This is a genomic window from Paraconexibacter antarcticus (assembly GCF_024220175.1).
Classification (GTDB): Bacteria; Actinomycetota; Thermoleophilia; order Solirubrobacterales; family Solirubrobacteraceae; genus Paraconexibacter; species Paraconexibacter antarcticus.
In genome coordinates, this window is sequence record NZ_CP098502.1 from 4,213,644 (window position 1) to 4,227,262 (window position 13,619).

At 74.5% G+C, this 13,619-nt stretch carries 12 protein-coding genes; 5 read left to right on the top strand and 7 right to left on the bottom strand.

Going from position 1 to position 13,619, the window contains the following annotated elements; all coding sequences use genetic code 11:
- Window positions 1–873 carry a DMT family protein gene (locus NBH00_RS20585; protein WP_254570450.1) on the bottom strand — a complete coding sequence of 291 codons (873 nt, stop codon included), beginning with the start codon at window positions 871–873 and terminating at the stop codon, window positions 1–3.
- Window positions 874–899: 26 nt separating this feature from the next.
- Between NBH00_RS20585 and NBH00_RS20590 the strand changes: the two genes are divergently transcribed.
- The gene (locus NBH00_RS20590) at window positions 900–1,601 is read left to right on the top strand and encodes a polysaccharide deacetylase family protein (protein ID WP_254570451.1); all 702 of its coding nucleotides are present in this window, start codon (window positions 900–902) and stop codon (window positions 1,599–1,601) included.
- An 11-nt stretch (window positions 1,602–1,612) separates the two neighbouring features.
- Here NBH00_RS20590 and NBH00_RS20595 read toward each other — a convergent pair whose 3' ends face one another.
- The 5 genes from NBH00_RS20595 to NBH00_RS20615 all read right to left on the bottom strand — a co-directional run bounded on the left by NBH00_RS20595 (window position 1,613) and on the right by NBH00_RS20615 (window position 7,371).
- Window positions 1,613–2,542, bottom strand: a complete 930-nt coding sequence (locus NBH00_RS20595; protein ID WP_254570452.1) for an NAD-dependent epimerase/dehydratase family protein — start codon at window positions 2,540–2,542, stop codon at window positions 1,613–1,615.
- Between the two features lie 2 nt (window positions 2,543–2,544).
- Window positions 2,545–3,561: a DegT/DnrJ/EryC1/StrS family aminotransferase gene (locus tag NBH00_RS20600; RefSeq protein ID WP_302182760.1), complete on the bottom strand. Its 1,017-nt coding sequence runs from the start codon at window positions 3,559–3,561 to the stop codon at window positions 2,545–2,547.
- A gap of 132 nt (window positions 3,562–3,693) precedes the next feature.
- A complete protein-coding gene (locus NBH00_RS20605; RefSeq protein WP_254570454.1) occupies window positions 3,694–4,788 on the bottom strand; it encodes an ABC transporter ATP-binding protein in 1,095 nt (364 codons plus the stop codon).
- On the bottom strand, window positions 4,785–6,383 hold the full coding sequence (locus NBH00_RS20610; protein WP_254570455.1) for an ABC transporter permease: 1,599 nt from the start codon (window positions 6,381–6,383) through the stop codon (window positions 4,785–4,787). Before NBH00_RS20610 ends, NBH00_RS20605 begins: the two co-directional genes overlap by 4 nt.
- A gap of 4 nt (window positions 6,384–6,387) precedes the next feature.
- A complete protein-coding gene (locus NBH00_RS20615) occupies window positions 6,388–7,371 on the bottom strand; it encodes an iron ABC transporter substrate-binding protein (RefSeq protein ID WP_254570456.1) in 984 nt (327 codons plus the stop codon).
- A gap of 247 nt (window positions 7,372–7,618) precedes the next feature.
- On the opposite strand from NBH00_RS20615, the gene NBH00_RS20620 reads away from it, so the two are divergent.
- Genes NBH00_RS20620 through NBH00_RS20630 form a run of 3 tightly spaced genes read left to right on the top strand, consistent with a single transcriptional unit; the run spans window position 7,619 to window position 11,697 of the window.
- Window positions 7,619–9,412 carry a 1-acyl-sn-glycerol-3-phosphate acyltransferase gene (locus tag NBH00_RS20620; protein WP_254570457.1) on the top strand — a complete coding sequence of 598 codons (1,794 nt, stop codon included), beginning with the start codon at window positions 7,619–7,621 and terminating at the stop codon, window positions 9,410–9,412.
- A gap of 46 nt (window positions 9,413–9,458) precedes the next feature.
- The gene (locus tag NBH00_RS20625) at window positions 9,459–10,808 is read left to right on the top strand and encodes a protoporphyrinogen/coproporphyrinogen oxidase (protein ID WP_254570458.1); all 1,350 of its coding nucleotides are present in this window, start codon (window positions 9,459–9,461) and stop codon (window positions 10,806–10,808) included.
- 46 nt (window positions 10,809–10,854) lie between these two features.
- Window positions 10,855–11,697 (top strand): EamA family transporter, encoded by an 843-nt coding sequence (locus NBH00_RS20630; protein ID WP_254570459.1) that lies wholly within the window; start codon window positions 10,855–10,857, stop codon window positions 11,695–11,697.
- A gap of 15 nt (window positions 11,698–11,712) precedes the next feature.
- On the opposite strand, the gene NBH00_RS20635 is transcribed toward NBH00_RS20630, so the two are convergent.
- On the bottom strand, window positions 11,713–12,327 hold the full coding sequence (locus NBH00_RS20635) for a TetR/AcrR family transcriptional regulator (protein WP_254570460.1): 615 nt from the start codon (window positions 12,325–12,327) through the stop codon (window positions 11,713–11,715).
- Window positions 12,328–12,402: 75 nt separating this feature from the next.
- On the opposite strand from NBH00_RS20635, the gene NBH00_RS20640 reads away from it, so the two are divergent.
- Complete coding sequence (locus NBH00_RS20640) at window positions 12,403–13,605, top strand: cytochrome P450 (protein ID WP_254570461.1); 1,203 nt, start codon at window positions 12,403–12,405, stop codon at window positions 13,603–13,605.
- The last annotated feature ends 14 nt before the right edge of the window (window positions 13,606–13,619 follow it).

Genomic DNA, 13,619 nt, shown 5'->3' on the forward strand with positions numbered 1-13,619 from the left:
TCAGGCGGGCGGCGCGTCGCCGGCGTGCGTCGCCCCGACGATCGCGTCGACCGCGGGCGACCGCGCGAGCCATCCCGCGCCCGCCGTGCACGTCGCGAGCGCCGCGAGCAGGCCCGCGCCCCCGCCCGGCGTCGGCCCCCAGTGCTCCCCCACGAGCATCGGCGCGAGCGCCACCGGCAGCGCCGTCTGCACGACGAAGATCGGGACGGCGACCCGGGCGACCGCCAGCCGCTGCATCGCCCCCATCTCGTCGAGCGTCCCGAGCGCGGCGACCGGCGCGCAGAGGGCCACCCACGCGACCGCCGCCCCCCAGCGGCCGTCGCCGAGCGCGGTCGCGAGCAGGTCGCTCGCGATCGCCGTGACGGTGAACGCGCAGCCCGCCGCGACGACGAGGACGGGGCCACGCTGGGTGGCGCCACGCAGCACCGGCGGCCCGAGCGCGGCGACGGTCAGCGCGCCGAGGACGAGCGCGAGCGTCAGCGGATGATGGGCGTGGCCGCTCGCCGCGGGCGCGCAGACCGCGAGCCCCACGACGCCCGCGAGCACCGCGGCGGACGCGACCCAGTCGGCCCGGGTGACGCGCTCCCCGTAGAGGCGGGCCCCCATGACGAGCAGCAGGACGAGGCCGACGGCGAGCGTCGGCTGCACGACGGCGAGCGGGGCGAGCGCGAGCGCCGTCACCTGCAGCGGCCAGCCCGCCACCGCGAGCGCCGTCGCGGCGACCCACCGCGGGCGGCGCGCGAGGTCCCGCAGGAGCGACGCCTTCAGGACCGGGCCCGCGACCGCCCGCGCCTCACCGGCCTGGAGGACGCCGGCGCCGTCGTAGCAGAGGGCGGCACCGGCGGCCGCGGAGATGCCCAGGAGCAGATGCACGTCGATGTGCGCGACGATGGCAGGCCGTGGCCTCCAGCGCATTCACGACCACCGCCGCGCTCGGCGCGGCCGCCGCCTGGGCGCTGCCCGCGCCGGCCGCCCACGTCCCCGCGCTCGCCGCCGCGCTGCGGCTCCCCTGCCGCCGTCCGGGCCTCCCCGGCGTCGCCCTGACCTTCGACGACGGCCCCCACCCGGAGGGCACGCCGCGGGTGCTCGACGCGCTCGCCGCCGCCGGCGCGCAGGCCACGTTCTTCCTCGTCGGCGAGCAGGTCCGCCGGACCGGGTCGCTCGCCGCCGAGATCCGCGCCGCCGGCCACGCCGTCGCCGTCCACTCCGACCGCCACCGCAGCGCCCTGCGCCTGACGCCGCGCGCGGTCGAGGAGGACCGGCGCCGGGCCGCGGCGACGATCGGGGACGCGCTCGGCGAGGCGCCCCTGGCCCTGTACCGCCCGCCGTACGGGATCCTCTCGCTGCCCGCCCTCCGCGCGCTCGGCGTCCCCGCCCTGCTGTGGTCGCGCTGGGGCGCGGACTGGACGGCGCGCGCGACGCCCGCGAGCGTCGCCGCCCGTGTCCTGCGGCCGGGCCCGCTCACGGCCGGCGAGGTCGTGCTCCTGCACGACGCCGACGACTACGGCGCACCCGGCTGCTGGCGGGCGACGGCCGGCGCGCTGCCCGCGATCCTCGCGGCGACGGCCGCCGCGGGGCTGCCCGCGCTCGCTCTTCGCTAGGCCCCACGACCTCAGTCGAGCTGCGGCGCCCGGGCCTCGCCCGCCGCGTCCTTCAGCCACGCGATGTACCGGCGGACGCCCTCGGCGAACGGCGTCCGCGGCGCCCAGCCGAGGACGGCGAGGGCCTTTGCGCCCGACGCCTCCGCCCCGCTGAAGTCGCCCGCGCGTGCCTCGGTGTGGACGATGTCGACGTCGCCGACGATCTCCCGGACGACCGACGCGATCTCGAGGATCGACGTGTCGACGTCGCCGACGAGGTTGAAGATGTCGTTGACCGCGGCCGGGTCGAGCGCGGCGACGATGCCGTCGGCGAGGTCCTCCACGTAGACGAAGCGGCGGCACTGCTCACCCGCCCCGGCGACGGTGAGCGGCTCGCCGGCGAGCGCCTTGCGGACGAACGCCGGGACGACCGCGGCCGGGCGGGCCCGCGGGCCGTACGGGATGCCGAAGCGGAGGATCGTGTACGGGACGTCGAAGAGCTCGGCGTAGGAGCTGCAGTACATCTCACCGGCGAGCTTCGACGCCGTGTAGATGTGCGCCGGGAGCGTCAGCGGCGTCGTCTCGTCGACGGTCTCGCCGGTGAGCCCGTGGTAGACCCAGATCGTCGACCCGTAGAGGACGCGGACGCCGCCGACCGCCCGGGCCGCCTCGAGGACGTTGAGCGTCCCGCGGACGTTGACGGTGTCGTTGAAGACCGGGTCGAGGACGACCTGGCCGACGTCGGCGACCGCCGCGAGGTGGATGACCGCGTCGCAGTCCCGCAGCGCGTCGGTGAGCGCCGCGACGTCCGCGAGGTCGCCGAGGTACGTGTCGACGCTCCCCGGGGCGTGGTGGGGCGACTCGACGATGTCGAAGTTCCGCGCGACGTGCCCGGCCTCCCCGAGCTTGTCGATGACGTGGGAGCCGATGAAGCCGCTCCCGCCGGTGACGAGGACGCGCATGGTCAGGCCTCCACGGTGTCGTGGTCGGGACGGACGGGATCGGGGTGGTAGTACAGCGGCACGCACCAGTGGTTCTCGGCGACCCAGTCGGTGTTCGGCAGGTCGACCTGGTGGCCCATCAGCCGGTGGCACGGCTGCTCGTAGACGCGGCCGGTGGTCTTCGGGATCTCGTCGAAGACGATGTACTTGTAGTACCCCGAGATCATCCCGGACGGCAGCTCGAGGCGGCTCGCGTGCTCGTGGTCGAGGACGTCGCGCGCGATGCGGTTCTTCGCCGCCACGATCTCGGGCAGGCGCTCGGTCTGGACGATGCCGATCGCGGCGGTGAACTCGCTGAGGCGGAAGTTCAGCCCGAAGGCCTCGTGATCGGGCTTGCCGTAGTTGCGGAAGCCGCGCGCGAACGCCGCGAGCTCGGGGTCGCGCGTGACGAGCATCCCGCCCTCGCCCGTCGAGATCGTCTTCGTCGCGTAGAACGAGTAGATGCCCGCGTCGCCGAACGTCCCCGCGCGCGCCCCGTCGAGCGACGCGCCGTGCGCGTGGGCGCAGTCCTCGATGAGGAAGACGCCCTCGCTGCGGCACAGTGCGGCGATCCGCTCGACGTCGAACGCGAGGTGCCCGCCGATGTGGACGAGGAAGACCGCGCGCGGGCGGTGCCGGGCGATCGCCTCCTCGACCGCCTCGTACGACAGGCACAGGTCGTCGCGGCGGCAGTCGGCGAAGACGGGCTCGGCGCCCGCGGCGCGGACGGCCAGCGGCGTCGCCATGAACGTGTTGGACGGGCAGACGACCGTGCCGCCCTTCACGCCGGCGTACGTCAGCGCGGCGAGGGCGCCGCCGGTCCACGACCCGAAGGCGACCGAGGCCGCCCCGTCGCAGTGGGCGGACCACAGGTCCTCGAAGCGCGCGGTGAGCGGGCCCTCGGACCAGCGCTGGTTGTCCATGACGGAGTCCCAGAGCGCGTGCAGGCGCTCCCGGTCTCGCGGGTCGAACCCGATGGCGAACGACGTGTGGTCGAGGATGCGGTGCTCCGATCAGATAAGGCGATCCGCACCCCGCGGCTCGCCCGGGCGACAGTACCGGGACGCCCCGTCGACGGGTATGGCCCCGATGCGCCTGTTCATGCTCGTGTCAGGCGGGCGCGGGCGGCCGGCTCAGGCGGCGGCGACGGTCCCGGTGCCGCGGCCGAGGTCGTCCGGCGCGTGGCCGTCGCCGACGAAGTGCCCGTCGGCGCCGACGGCGCAGACGACCCGCTGCCCGACCTCGGGCGCGTCGTGGCCGCCGGTGCGCACGATGAGCGGCAGCGCTCCGGCGGGGTCGTCGAGGCGCAGCTCGACGCGCGCGTCGTGTCCGTAGAACTCGACGGCGCCGACCTCGGCGTTCGCGCCGCCCGCGTCCCGCCCCGCCGCCGTCAGCGTCAGCTCCTCCGGCCGCAGGACGACGACGCCGCGGGCGCCCTCGCCCGCGGCGTCACGTAGGCGCACCGGCCCGAGCGGCGTCTGGGCGACCCCGTCCTCGATCGTCGCCGGGACGACGTTCGCCTCGCCGAGGAAGCAGGCGAGCGGGACGTCGCTGGGCGCGCGGTACAGCTCGCGCGGCGGCGCGGCCTGGACGATGACACCGTCGCGGAGCACGGCGACGAGGTCGGCGCAAGAGAGCGCCTCGTCCTGGTCGTGGGTCACGAGCAGCGCCGTCGTCCCCAGCGCCTTCACGGCGCGGCGGACCTCGGCACGGGTCTCCGCCCGCAGGCCCGGGTCGAGCGCCGAGAACGGCTCGTCGAGGAGGATGACCTCGGGCTCCGTCGCCAGGGCCCGCGCGAGGGCGACCCGCTGCTGCTGGCCGCCGGAGAGCTCGTGCGGCCGGTGGCGCTGCAGGCCGCCGATGCCGACGAGGTCGAGCAGCTCGTCGACCCGCGCCTGCCCGCGCCGGCGCCGGGGCAGGCCGAAGGCGACGTTCGCGCGGACATCGAGGTGCGGGAAGAGCGCGCCCTCCTGCGGCACGTAGCCGACCCGGCGGCGCTCCGGCGCGAGCGCCCGGTGGCCGTCGTCCACCCGCACGGAGCCGAGATCGATCGTCCCGCCGTCGACGTGGTCGAAGCCCGCGATGAGCCGCATGAGCGTGCTCTTGCCACAGCCGGACACGCCGAGGATCGCGGCGAACGCCCCGCTCTCGACGTCGAGGTCGACACCACGGAGGACGGGCGTCGTGCCGTACGCGCGCGTCACCCCGCGGAGGCTGATCGCGTTCATGCGCCCGCCTCGTCGACGCGGCGGATGAGGAGGTACGCGGGGAGGGCGGAGATCCCGACCATCACCGCAGCGTACGGGGCCGCCGCGCCGTACGAGAGGCTGGACGCGTACGTCCAGAAGCGCGTGGCGAGTGTCTCGGTGCCGGTCGGGCGCAGGAGCAGCGTCCCGGTGAGCTCCGTCACCGTCGAGAGGAAGACGAGGCCGGCGCCCGCCCCGATCCCCGAGCGCAGCAGCGGGAACGTCGTGCGGAGGAACGCGCGCACCGGTCCCAGCCCGAGGCTCCGCGCGACGTCCTCGATCCGCGGCGTCACCTGCGCGAGCGGGCCGCGCAGCGCGATGATCGCGAGCGGCAGGAAGAGGATCGCGTAGGCGAGCACGAGCAGCGTGGACGTCTGGTAGAGGCCGTGGGCGCTGCGCAGGCTGAACGACACCATCGCGAGGCCGATGACGACGCCCGGCAGTGCCCGCGGGACGTACGTCGTGCGCTCGATCCCGCGCCCGGCGGCACCGCGATACCGCACCGAGAGCAGCGCGACGGGCAGCGCGAGCACCGTCGTGACCGCGGCGGCGGCCGCGGCGTACTCGAGCGTCGTCACCGTCGCGCCCCAGACCGACGAGGACGGCAGCGTCGAGGAGCTGCCCTGCAGGACCCAGTAGACGAGTGCGGACAGCGGCACCCCGAGCGCGAGGACGACGAGCAGCGTCAGCCCGCCGAGGACCGCGGCGGCCCGGCGGCCGAGCCGGACGCGGCGGTGCGGGCGCGTCGCCCCGCCGCCGACGCGCGCGTAGCGGCCGCGCCCGCGCGCCGCGACCTCGGCCGTGAGCAGCGCGAGCGACAGGAGGACGAGCACGAGCGAGAGGACCGCGGCGCTCGCCCCGTCGAAGCCGAGCTGGTACTCGACGTAGATCTCGGTCGCGAAGGTCGGGAAGCGCAGCTGCGCGAACGCGCCGTACTCGGCGAGCAGGTGCAGGGCGATGATGAGCCCGCCGCCGAGGACCGGCAGCCGCAGCTGCGGGAGGGTCACCCGCCAGAAGGCGCGCCAGCCGGAGAGGCCCATCCCGCGGGCGACCTCCTCGAGCGCCGGGTTCGTCCCCCGCAGCACGGCGGCGACGGGCAGGAAGACGAACGGGTAGTACGCGACGACGGTGACGAGCAGCGCCCCGCCGAAGCCGCGCAGGCCGGGGAGGAACGACACCCACCCGAAGCTCGACACGAACTCCGGGATCGCGAGCGGCAGGACGAGCAGCACCATCCAGACCCGGCGGCCGGGCAGCTCGGTGCGCTCGACGCACCACGCGGCGGCGACGCCGACGACCGCGCAGAGGACCGTCGACGCCGCGACGAGGCCGAGCGTGTTCGTCAGCAGCCGCCCGATGCGCGGCCGGAAGAGGAGGCGGTGCGCCTCGCTCAGGCTGACGCCGCGCACCTCGAGGACGAGGAAGACGATCGGCAGCAGCGACAGCGCCGCGACGCCGAGGCCGGCGAGCAGCAGCCCGCCCGGCGCCCCCGTCCGGCGCCCGCGCCACCCGCGGCGGCACGCGCCGCCGAGCGGGGCGGCGGGCACGGACACGGGTGTCGCGGTCGGGCCGGGCATGGGATCAGAGCAGCCCGGCGTCCTGGAGCTGTCGCAGGGGCCCACGGCCGTCGCCGAGGTCGTCGACGCTGATGGGCGGCGGCTTCAGCTCGCCGAAGGGCTTCAGGTCGCGCGCGGTCTTCACGCCCGAGGCGAGCGGGTACTCGTAGCTCTCGCTCGTCGCGATGATCCGCTGCGCGGGCCGGCTGACGAGGTAGGCGAGGAAGCGCTGCGCCGCCGCGGCGTGGGCGCTCGACTTCATGACGGCCGCGCCGGACACGTCGACGAGGGCGCCCGCGTCGCCCGGGCCGAAGTAGTGCAGGGCCGACGTCGTCTTCGCCGCGCCGACCTCGTCGCGCAGGCGGTACCAGTAGTAGTGGTCCATGATCCCGGCGGCGACCTCGCCCCGGTTGACGGCGGCGATGAGCGCCTCGTTGTCGTCGTAGACCCTGCCGTTCGCCTTGAGCGCCTTGAGCCAGGTCGCGGCGGTGCCTGCGCCGTGCAGGGCGTCGAGCTCGCTGATGAGCGGCTGGAAGTCGGTCTCGGTCGGCGCGAAGCCGATCTTGCCCTTCCACTGCGGCCCGCCGAGCGCGAGGAGGGTGGCCGGGAGCTGCGCGGCCTTCAGCTCGCCGGTGTTGTAGGCCAGGACGGCGGAGCGGGCGGACACGCCGACCCACTGCCCGTTCGGGTCGTTGTAGCGCGCCGGCGTCTTCGCGAGCGTGCTCGCCGCGGCCGGCGCGAAGAGGCCCTGCTTCTCGAGGACGGTGAGGGCGGGCGGGTTCTCGGCGACGAACACGTCCGCCGGCGAGGCGGAGCCCTCGCGGAGGACCTGGTTCGCGAGGGAGCCCTCGTCGCTCGAGCGGAGCTTCACGGTGATGCCGGTGCGCCGCTCGAAGTCGGTGACGAGCTTCGCCATGGTCTGCTCGTGCTGGCCGCTGTAGACCGTGATCGGGCCCTTCGCGCCCGCGGCGCCGCCCGAGGAGGGACCTCCGCCTCCGCATGCGGTCACGCCGAACGCCGAACCGATGGCCAGAAGGCCGATGACACTGCGACGCACGCGCGTCCCTCTCTTGCTTAGGCGACCCTTACTAAGGGCAACCTAACACACGATCGCGCCGGGGCGACCCGGGCCCGCGACGGCCGCGGTCCGCCGCGGTCCTCCGCGGGAGGTGCGGGGTTCCCCCATTGGAGGATGGGCGTGCGCTCCACGATCGGCGAGGCTGGCTCCCGTCCGTCCACCACGATCGAGCGGCTGCATGAGCACTTCCCTGCTGTCCGACCCGCGTTTCGTCGGGGCGGTGCACGAACTGGCCGAGCGTCAGGAGCGCCCCGGCGACGCCGTGATGGCGGACGCCGCCGCGTGCCTGGCCGAGATGGAGACCTCCCAGCAGCGCGTCGGGCGGGCCATCTGGGCGCGCTGGGCCACCTATCTCTACTCGCGCGCGTACCGGCTGACCGTCGACGAGGAGGCGCTCGCCCGCATCCGCGACCTCGGGCGCACCCACCCGCTCGTCTTCCTGCCCTCGCACCGGTCGAACCTCGACGGCTACGTCATGGCGTCGCTGCTGTACAAGCACGGCTTCCCCGGGAACTTCACGCTCGGCGGCAAGAACATGGCGTTCTGGCCGATCGGCCCGCTCGGGCGGCGCAGCGGCGTCATCTGGATCCGCCGGAGCTTCCGCGACGACGACGTCTACAAGCTCACGCTGCGCCACTACCTCGGCCACCTCGTCCGCCAGGGCCACGACCTGGAGTGGTACATCGAGGGCGGGCGCACCCGCACGGGCAAGCTCCTGCCGCCGACGCTCGGGCTCTTCACGTACCTCGCCGACGCGGTCGAGGACCACGGCGTGCAGGGCGTCCACGTCATCCCGACGTCGATCGTCTACGACGAGCTGCCCGAGGTCGAGGAGATGACGACCGAGTCGCACGGGGCCGTCAAGCCGCCCGAGGGGCTGCCCTGGCTCCTGCGCTTCGCCCGCCAGCAGCGCGGCGACTACGGGAACGTCCAGGTGAACTTCGGCGAGCCGATCGACCTCGCCGAGGCGCTCGCCGCGAACGGGTCGGACCCCGTCGACAAGGCGGCGCGGCGGCTCGCGCGCCACAAGGTCGCGATCGAGGTCTGCGCGCGCATCAACCGCGCGACCCCGGCGACCGCGCCGTCGCTCCTGACCCTCGCGCTGCTCGGCGTCGAGGACCGCGCGCTGACCTTCCAGCAGGTGCAGGACGTCCTGCGGCCGGTCCTCCGCTACGTCATCGCGCGGGACATCCCCGCCGACGACGGCGCCCGCCGCCTGACGACGCAGGACGGCGTCCGCGAGACGCTCGCGACGCTCGTCACCCACGGGGTCGTCGACCGCTACGACGGCGGTACCGAGACGGTCTTCGGCATCGGCGCCGAGCAGGCCCTCGTCGCCGGCTTCTACCGCAACATCTCGATCCACTGGTTCCTCGACCGGGCGATCGCCGAGCTCGCCCTCCTGCACGTCGCGGACGAGCCCGGCGACGACGTCGTCGAGTCCGCCTGGGACGAGGCCTTCCGCCTGCGCGACCTGCTGAAGTTCGACTTCTTCTTCGCCGATCGCGAGCAGTCCCGCGCCGACCTCACCGCGGAGATCGAGCTCATCGAACCGGGCTGGCGTGAGCACGGCCGCGAGCACCTCGGCGAGATCGGCCCGGCCATGGTGCGCAGCGGTGCGCTCATGGCGCCGCGCATCCTGCGCTCGTTCATCGAGACCCACCTCGTCGTCGCCGACCGCCTGCAGGCCCTCGGCGAGTGGCCGACCGAGCCGGGCGCGATCGCCGACGACTGCCTCGGGCTCGGCACGCAGTACCTGCGGCAGCGGCGCATCACGAGCCGCGACGCGATCTCGCTGCACCTCTTCTCCCCCGCGGTGAAGCTCTGCGCGAACTACGGGCTGCTCGACGGGCCCGAGCTCGTGCGGCGGCGGCGGGAGCACGCCGCCTACCTCCACGCGCTGCAGCGCCGGCTCGGCGCCGCCGGGGACCTCGCCCACGCCTCGATCGAGCAGGCGCTCGCGTTCTCATGACCGCGCGCGCCACGACCATTCGCCATCGGAAGGGACCCGCCACGCCATGAAGACCGCCGTCATCGGAGCCGGCCCCGCCGGGTGCACCGCCGCCTACACGCTACGCCGGCAGGGCCACGAGGTCGAGGTGTTCGAGGCCGCGGACCGGGTCGGCGGCCGCACGAGCCAGCTCATGCGCGAGGGCTTCAACCTCGGGTCGGGCGCGCTCTTCCTCATGGGCGGGATCTACCCGCGGACGAACGCGATCCTCAAGGAGCTCGGGCACTACGAGGAGCTCGTCCCGTGGGACGCGCAGACGCACGTCATCGACGCCGACGGCAGGCGCTACGTCGTGAAGTTCGACCAGGTCATGAGCTTCCTGAAGCTGCCCGTCTTCAGCGTGAAGGACAAGGCGCGCATCGCGGCGGGGGTGGCGAGGCAGCTGCTGTCGCGCGGCCCGAAGCGCTGCTTCGACGGCGCCGAGCTCGCGCGGTACGACCGCGGCGAGACCCTCGAGACGTGGTCGCGCCGCGTGCTCGGGGACAAGGGCCACGACTACATCACGGTCCCGTACATGGGCTTCCTCTACGCGGTGCCGATGTCGTGGCTGTCGACGTCGCTCTACCAGGCGATCCTCCAGCAGTTCTACAAGCTCTCGCTGTCGGTGCCGCCGCGCGGGATCGGGCAGATCTGCGACTGGCTCGTCGAGGGGTCGCCCGGCGCGCGCGTGCACCTCTCGACGCCCGCCGAGGCGATCACGCGGACGCCGTCCGGCTACGCCGTCACCGCGGGCGGCGAGACCTACGAGGTGGACGCGATCGTCGTCGCCTGTGAGCCCGGCGTCGCCGCCGACCTGCTCGCGGGCCTCGTCCCCGAGGAGGCGACGACGAAGCTCCGCGTCTGCCGCTACTCCGAGTACGCGCACGCGCAGGTCTGCTGGGAGCAGAACCCGTGGCCGGGGTCGAAGATCTCCGTCGCGCTGCCGGCGAACATGCCCGACGCCGTGTGGGGTGCCGCCGTCCTGCAGAGCCACCGCCACCCGGGCGCGGTGCCGCCCGGCGGCGAGGCGGTCGGCGTCTACTTCTACACGCCCCCGCTCGCGGGCATGACCGACGAGGAGATCGGCCGGGCGGCGGTCGACGCCGCGCGGCTCGCCTACGGGGACGCGCCCGAGCCGAGCTTCGTGCACGTCTTCCACTACCGGCGCGGGCTGTCGATCGCCGGCCCCGGGCACTACGCGACGCTCAACTCGGTCCACCTCGAGATGCCGCCGGGCATCACGCTGGCCGGCGACTACTTCGCCCACGCGGGTGTCGAGGCGGCGATCTTCAGCGGCGAGCTCGCGGCGCAGCGGCTGCGGGCGGCGGGTCCGGCGCCGGTGGCCACCCCGGCCGGGGTGGGGGACGGGCTCGGGTAGATCACCGGCGACGCCGGGGCGGCGGAGGCAAGACCGTGGGCGCCCCGTGGCCGTCCTCCTCGCCCTCGGCACGTCGGTCGGGTACGGCGTGGCGAACCTCCTCGCGCCGCTCTTCGCGCAGCGCTTCCCGCTCGCGGCCGTCCTCCTCGCGGGGCAGGCGACCGCGCTGGCCCTGACGCTCGTCGGCCTCGCGGTCACGGGCGAGCCGGTGCCCGGCGCCGGGGACATCGGCTTCGGGGTGCTCGCCGGCGTGGGCAACGCCGCGGGGCTCATCGGGTTCCTCCTCGCCGCCGAGGCCGGCCCCGTCTCCCTCGTCGCGCCGATCGGCGCGAGCGGCGGCGTGCTCCCCGTCGTCTACGACCTCGCCCGCGGGGCGTCGCTCGGCAGGCTCGAGGCGGTCGGCCTGACGCTCGCGCTCGTCGGCGTCGTCATCGCCGCCCGCCGGCCCACGGGGGGCGCGGCGCCGCCCGCCCACCACGACCTGCGCCGGTGCGTCACCTTCGCGCTCGTGAGCGCCGCCGGCTTCGGCCTCCTGCTCATCGCCCTGCCGCAGGCGGCCGACGGCGGCCGCTGGTGGGCCCTCGCGGACGCCCGCGCGGTCATCGTCCTGGCGGTGCTCGGCTTCGCCGCGGCGACCGGCCGCAGCCTCCGCGCCCCGGCCCGGGAGCTGCCGCGGCTCGCGGTCCCGGGCGTCCTGCTCATCAGCGGGACGCTGCTCTACACGCTCGCGACCGAGCGCGGCTCGCTGTCGGTCGTCGCCGTGCTCGCGAGCCTCAACCCGGCCGTCACCGTCGCACTCGCCTTCGTGCTGCTCGGCGAGCGCGTGACGCGGACGCAGGCCGTCGGCATCGGCTGCATCATCGCGGGCGTCGTCGCGGTCGCCGCCTGAGGGGCGGCCCCGCTGTCAGCCCAGCAGCGTCCGCGACCAGATCTCGCCGGAGACGCGGCCGAGGGCGGTGATCGTCGCCTCGGTGGGCGGCGTCGCCGCGAGCGCGAGGCGCGTGTAGGCGAGCTGGTCCAGGACGCCGCCCAGCGCGTCGGCGAGGAGGCCGACGTCGGAGGTCTGCAGGTGGCCGGCCTTCTCGAGGCGGCGCAGCCAGCGCTCGATCCGCTCGACGTAGGCGCGGCGGACGTCGAGCCAGACCGCGTCGAGGCCGGGCTCGTGGGCGGCGGCGAGCTCGCGCAGGACGCGGAGCACCTGGCGGTGCTCGGCGTAGACGCGGAAGAACTCGGTGTTGCGGGCGACGATCGTCTCCTCGTCGACCTCACTGCCCTCGGTGAGCGGGCCGGTCGCCGCGAGCAGCGCATCCAGCGGTTCCTCGAGGACCTCGAGGAGGAGCGCGTTCTTGTCGGGGAAGTGGCGGTAGTAGCCGGCCTGCGACATGCCCGCGGCGGCGGTGATGTCGGCGATCCGCGTCGCCGCATAGCCCCGCTCCCCGAAGCACCGCGCGGCGGCCTCCAGCAGGCGGGCACGGGAGGCCCGGCCGCGGGCATTTCCGGGGAGGGCGATGTCCGTCACGAACGACAGCTTGACACGCGCCGGGCGACTATGCGAATGTGAATACGCAATCGCAAACAGGTCGGAGGAGCCGGGATGCCCCAGGGGTTGGACATCGACTTGATGGAGCTGGACCCGTTCGTCGCCGGGGAGGACGGGGCGCTCTTCCGCTGCCTGCGCGACGAGGACCCGTGCCACTGGAACGACGAGCAGGACGGCCCGGGCTTCTGGTCGCTCACCCGCTACGAGGACGTCAAGGCGGCCGGCTCGGACTGGCAGACGTTCTCCAGCGCGCAGGGCACGCAGATCCAGAGCCGGCGGGCCGAGGGCCACGGCAAGCCGTCGATCCACAACATGGACCCGCCGCGGCACAAGCCCCTCCGCGGCCTGCTCACGAGCGACTTCGCCCGCGAGCGCGTCGAGCGGATGGAGCCCCGCGCCCGCGAGGTCGTGAGCGAGTACCTCGACCGGCTCGTCGCCGCGGGCGGGTGCGACCTCGTCGCCACCGCGACGATGCAGATCCCGATCCTCGTCTTCGGCACGATGCTCGGCGCGCCGAAGGAGGACGTCCACCGCCTGCTCGAGTGGACGAACGTCATGTCGGGCCAGACCGACCCGGACTACGTCGCCGACCCGGGTGTCGTCGAGCGGGTGCGGCACGAGGTCTTCGACTACTTCCACGCGCTGACCGAGGCGCGCCGCGCGCAGCCGCAGGACGACCTCATCAGCGTCCTCGTCACCGGCGAGATCGACGGGCAGCGCCTCGAGCGCGACGAGCTCGACCCGTACTACCTCGTGCTGCTCGTCGCGGGCAACGAGACGACGCGCAACATGATGACCGGGGCCGCGCTGCTCCTCCACGAGAACCCCGGCGAGTGGGAGCGGCTGAAGGCCGGCCTCGTGACGCCGCGGGTCGCGATCGAGGAGATCGTGCGCATGGTCTCCCCCATCGTCTGCATGCGCCGGACCGCGACGCGCGACGTCGAGCTGCACGGCCGGCAGGTCCGCGCGGGCGACAAGGTCGTCCTCTGGTTCACGTCGGCCAACCGCGACGAGCGGGTCTTCGACGACCCCGACACGCTCCGGCTGGACCGCACGCCGAACAAGCACCTCGGGTTCGGCTGGGGGCCGCACTTCTGCATCGGGTCGCACCTCGCGCGCCTGGAGGGCGAGATCCTCCTCGAGGAGCTCGTGCGGCGCGACCTGCGGATCGCGGTCACCGGCGAGCCCGAGCGCCTGCGCTCGAACTTCTTCCGCGGCATCAAACGACTTCCCGTCTCCGTCGGGGTCGGACCCTGATGCCGCAGCATCAA

Excerpts from the sequence above, each read along its gene's own strand:
- NBH00_RS20595 (WP_254570452.1), bottom strand. The coding sequence starts at position 2,542 with ATGCGCGTCCTCGTCACCGGCGGGAGCGGCTTCATCGGCTCCCACGTC.
- NBH00_RS20620 (WP_254570457.1), top strand. The coding sequence starts at position 7,619 with ATGAGCACTTCCCTGCTGTCCGACCCGCGTTTCGTCGGGGCGGTGCAC.
- NBH00_RS20625 (WP_254570458.1), top strand. The coding sequence starts at position 9,459 with ATGAAGACCGCCGTCATCGGAGCCGGCCCCGCCGGGTGCACCGCCGCC.
- NBH00_RS20605 (WP_254570454.1), bottom strand. The coding sequence starts at position 4,788 with ATGAACGCGATCAGCCTCCGCGGGGTGACGCGCGCGTACGGCACGACG.
- NBH00_RS20640 (WP_254570461.1), top strand. The coding sequence starts at position 12,403 with ATGCCCCAGGGGTTGGACATCGACTTGATGGAGCTGGACCCGTTCGTC.
- NBH00_RS20610 (WP_254570455.1), bottom strand. The coding sequence starts at position 6,383 with ATGCCCGGCCCGACCGCGACACCCGTGTCCGTGCCCGCCGCCCCGCTC.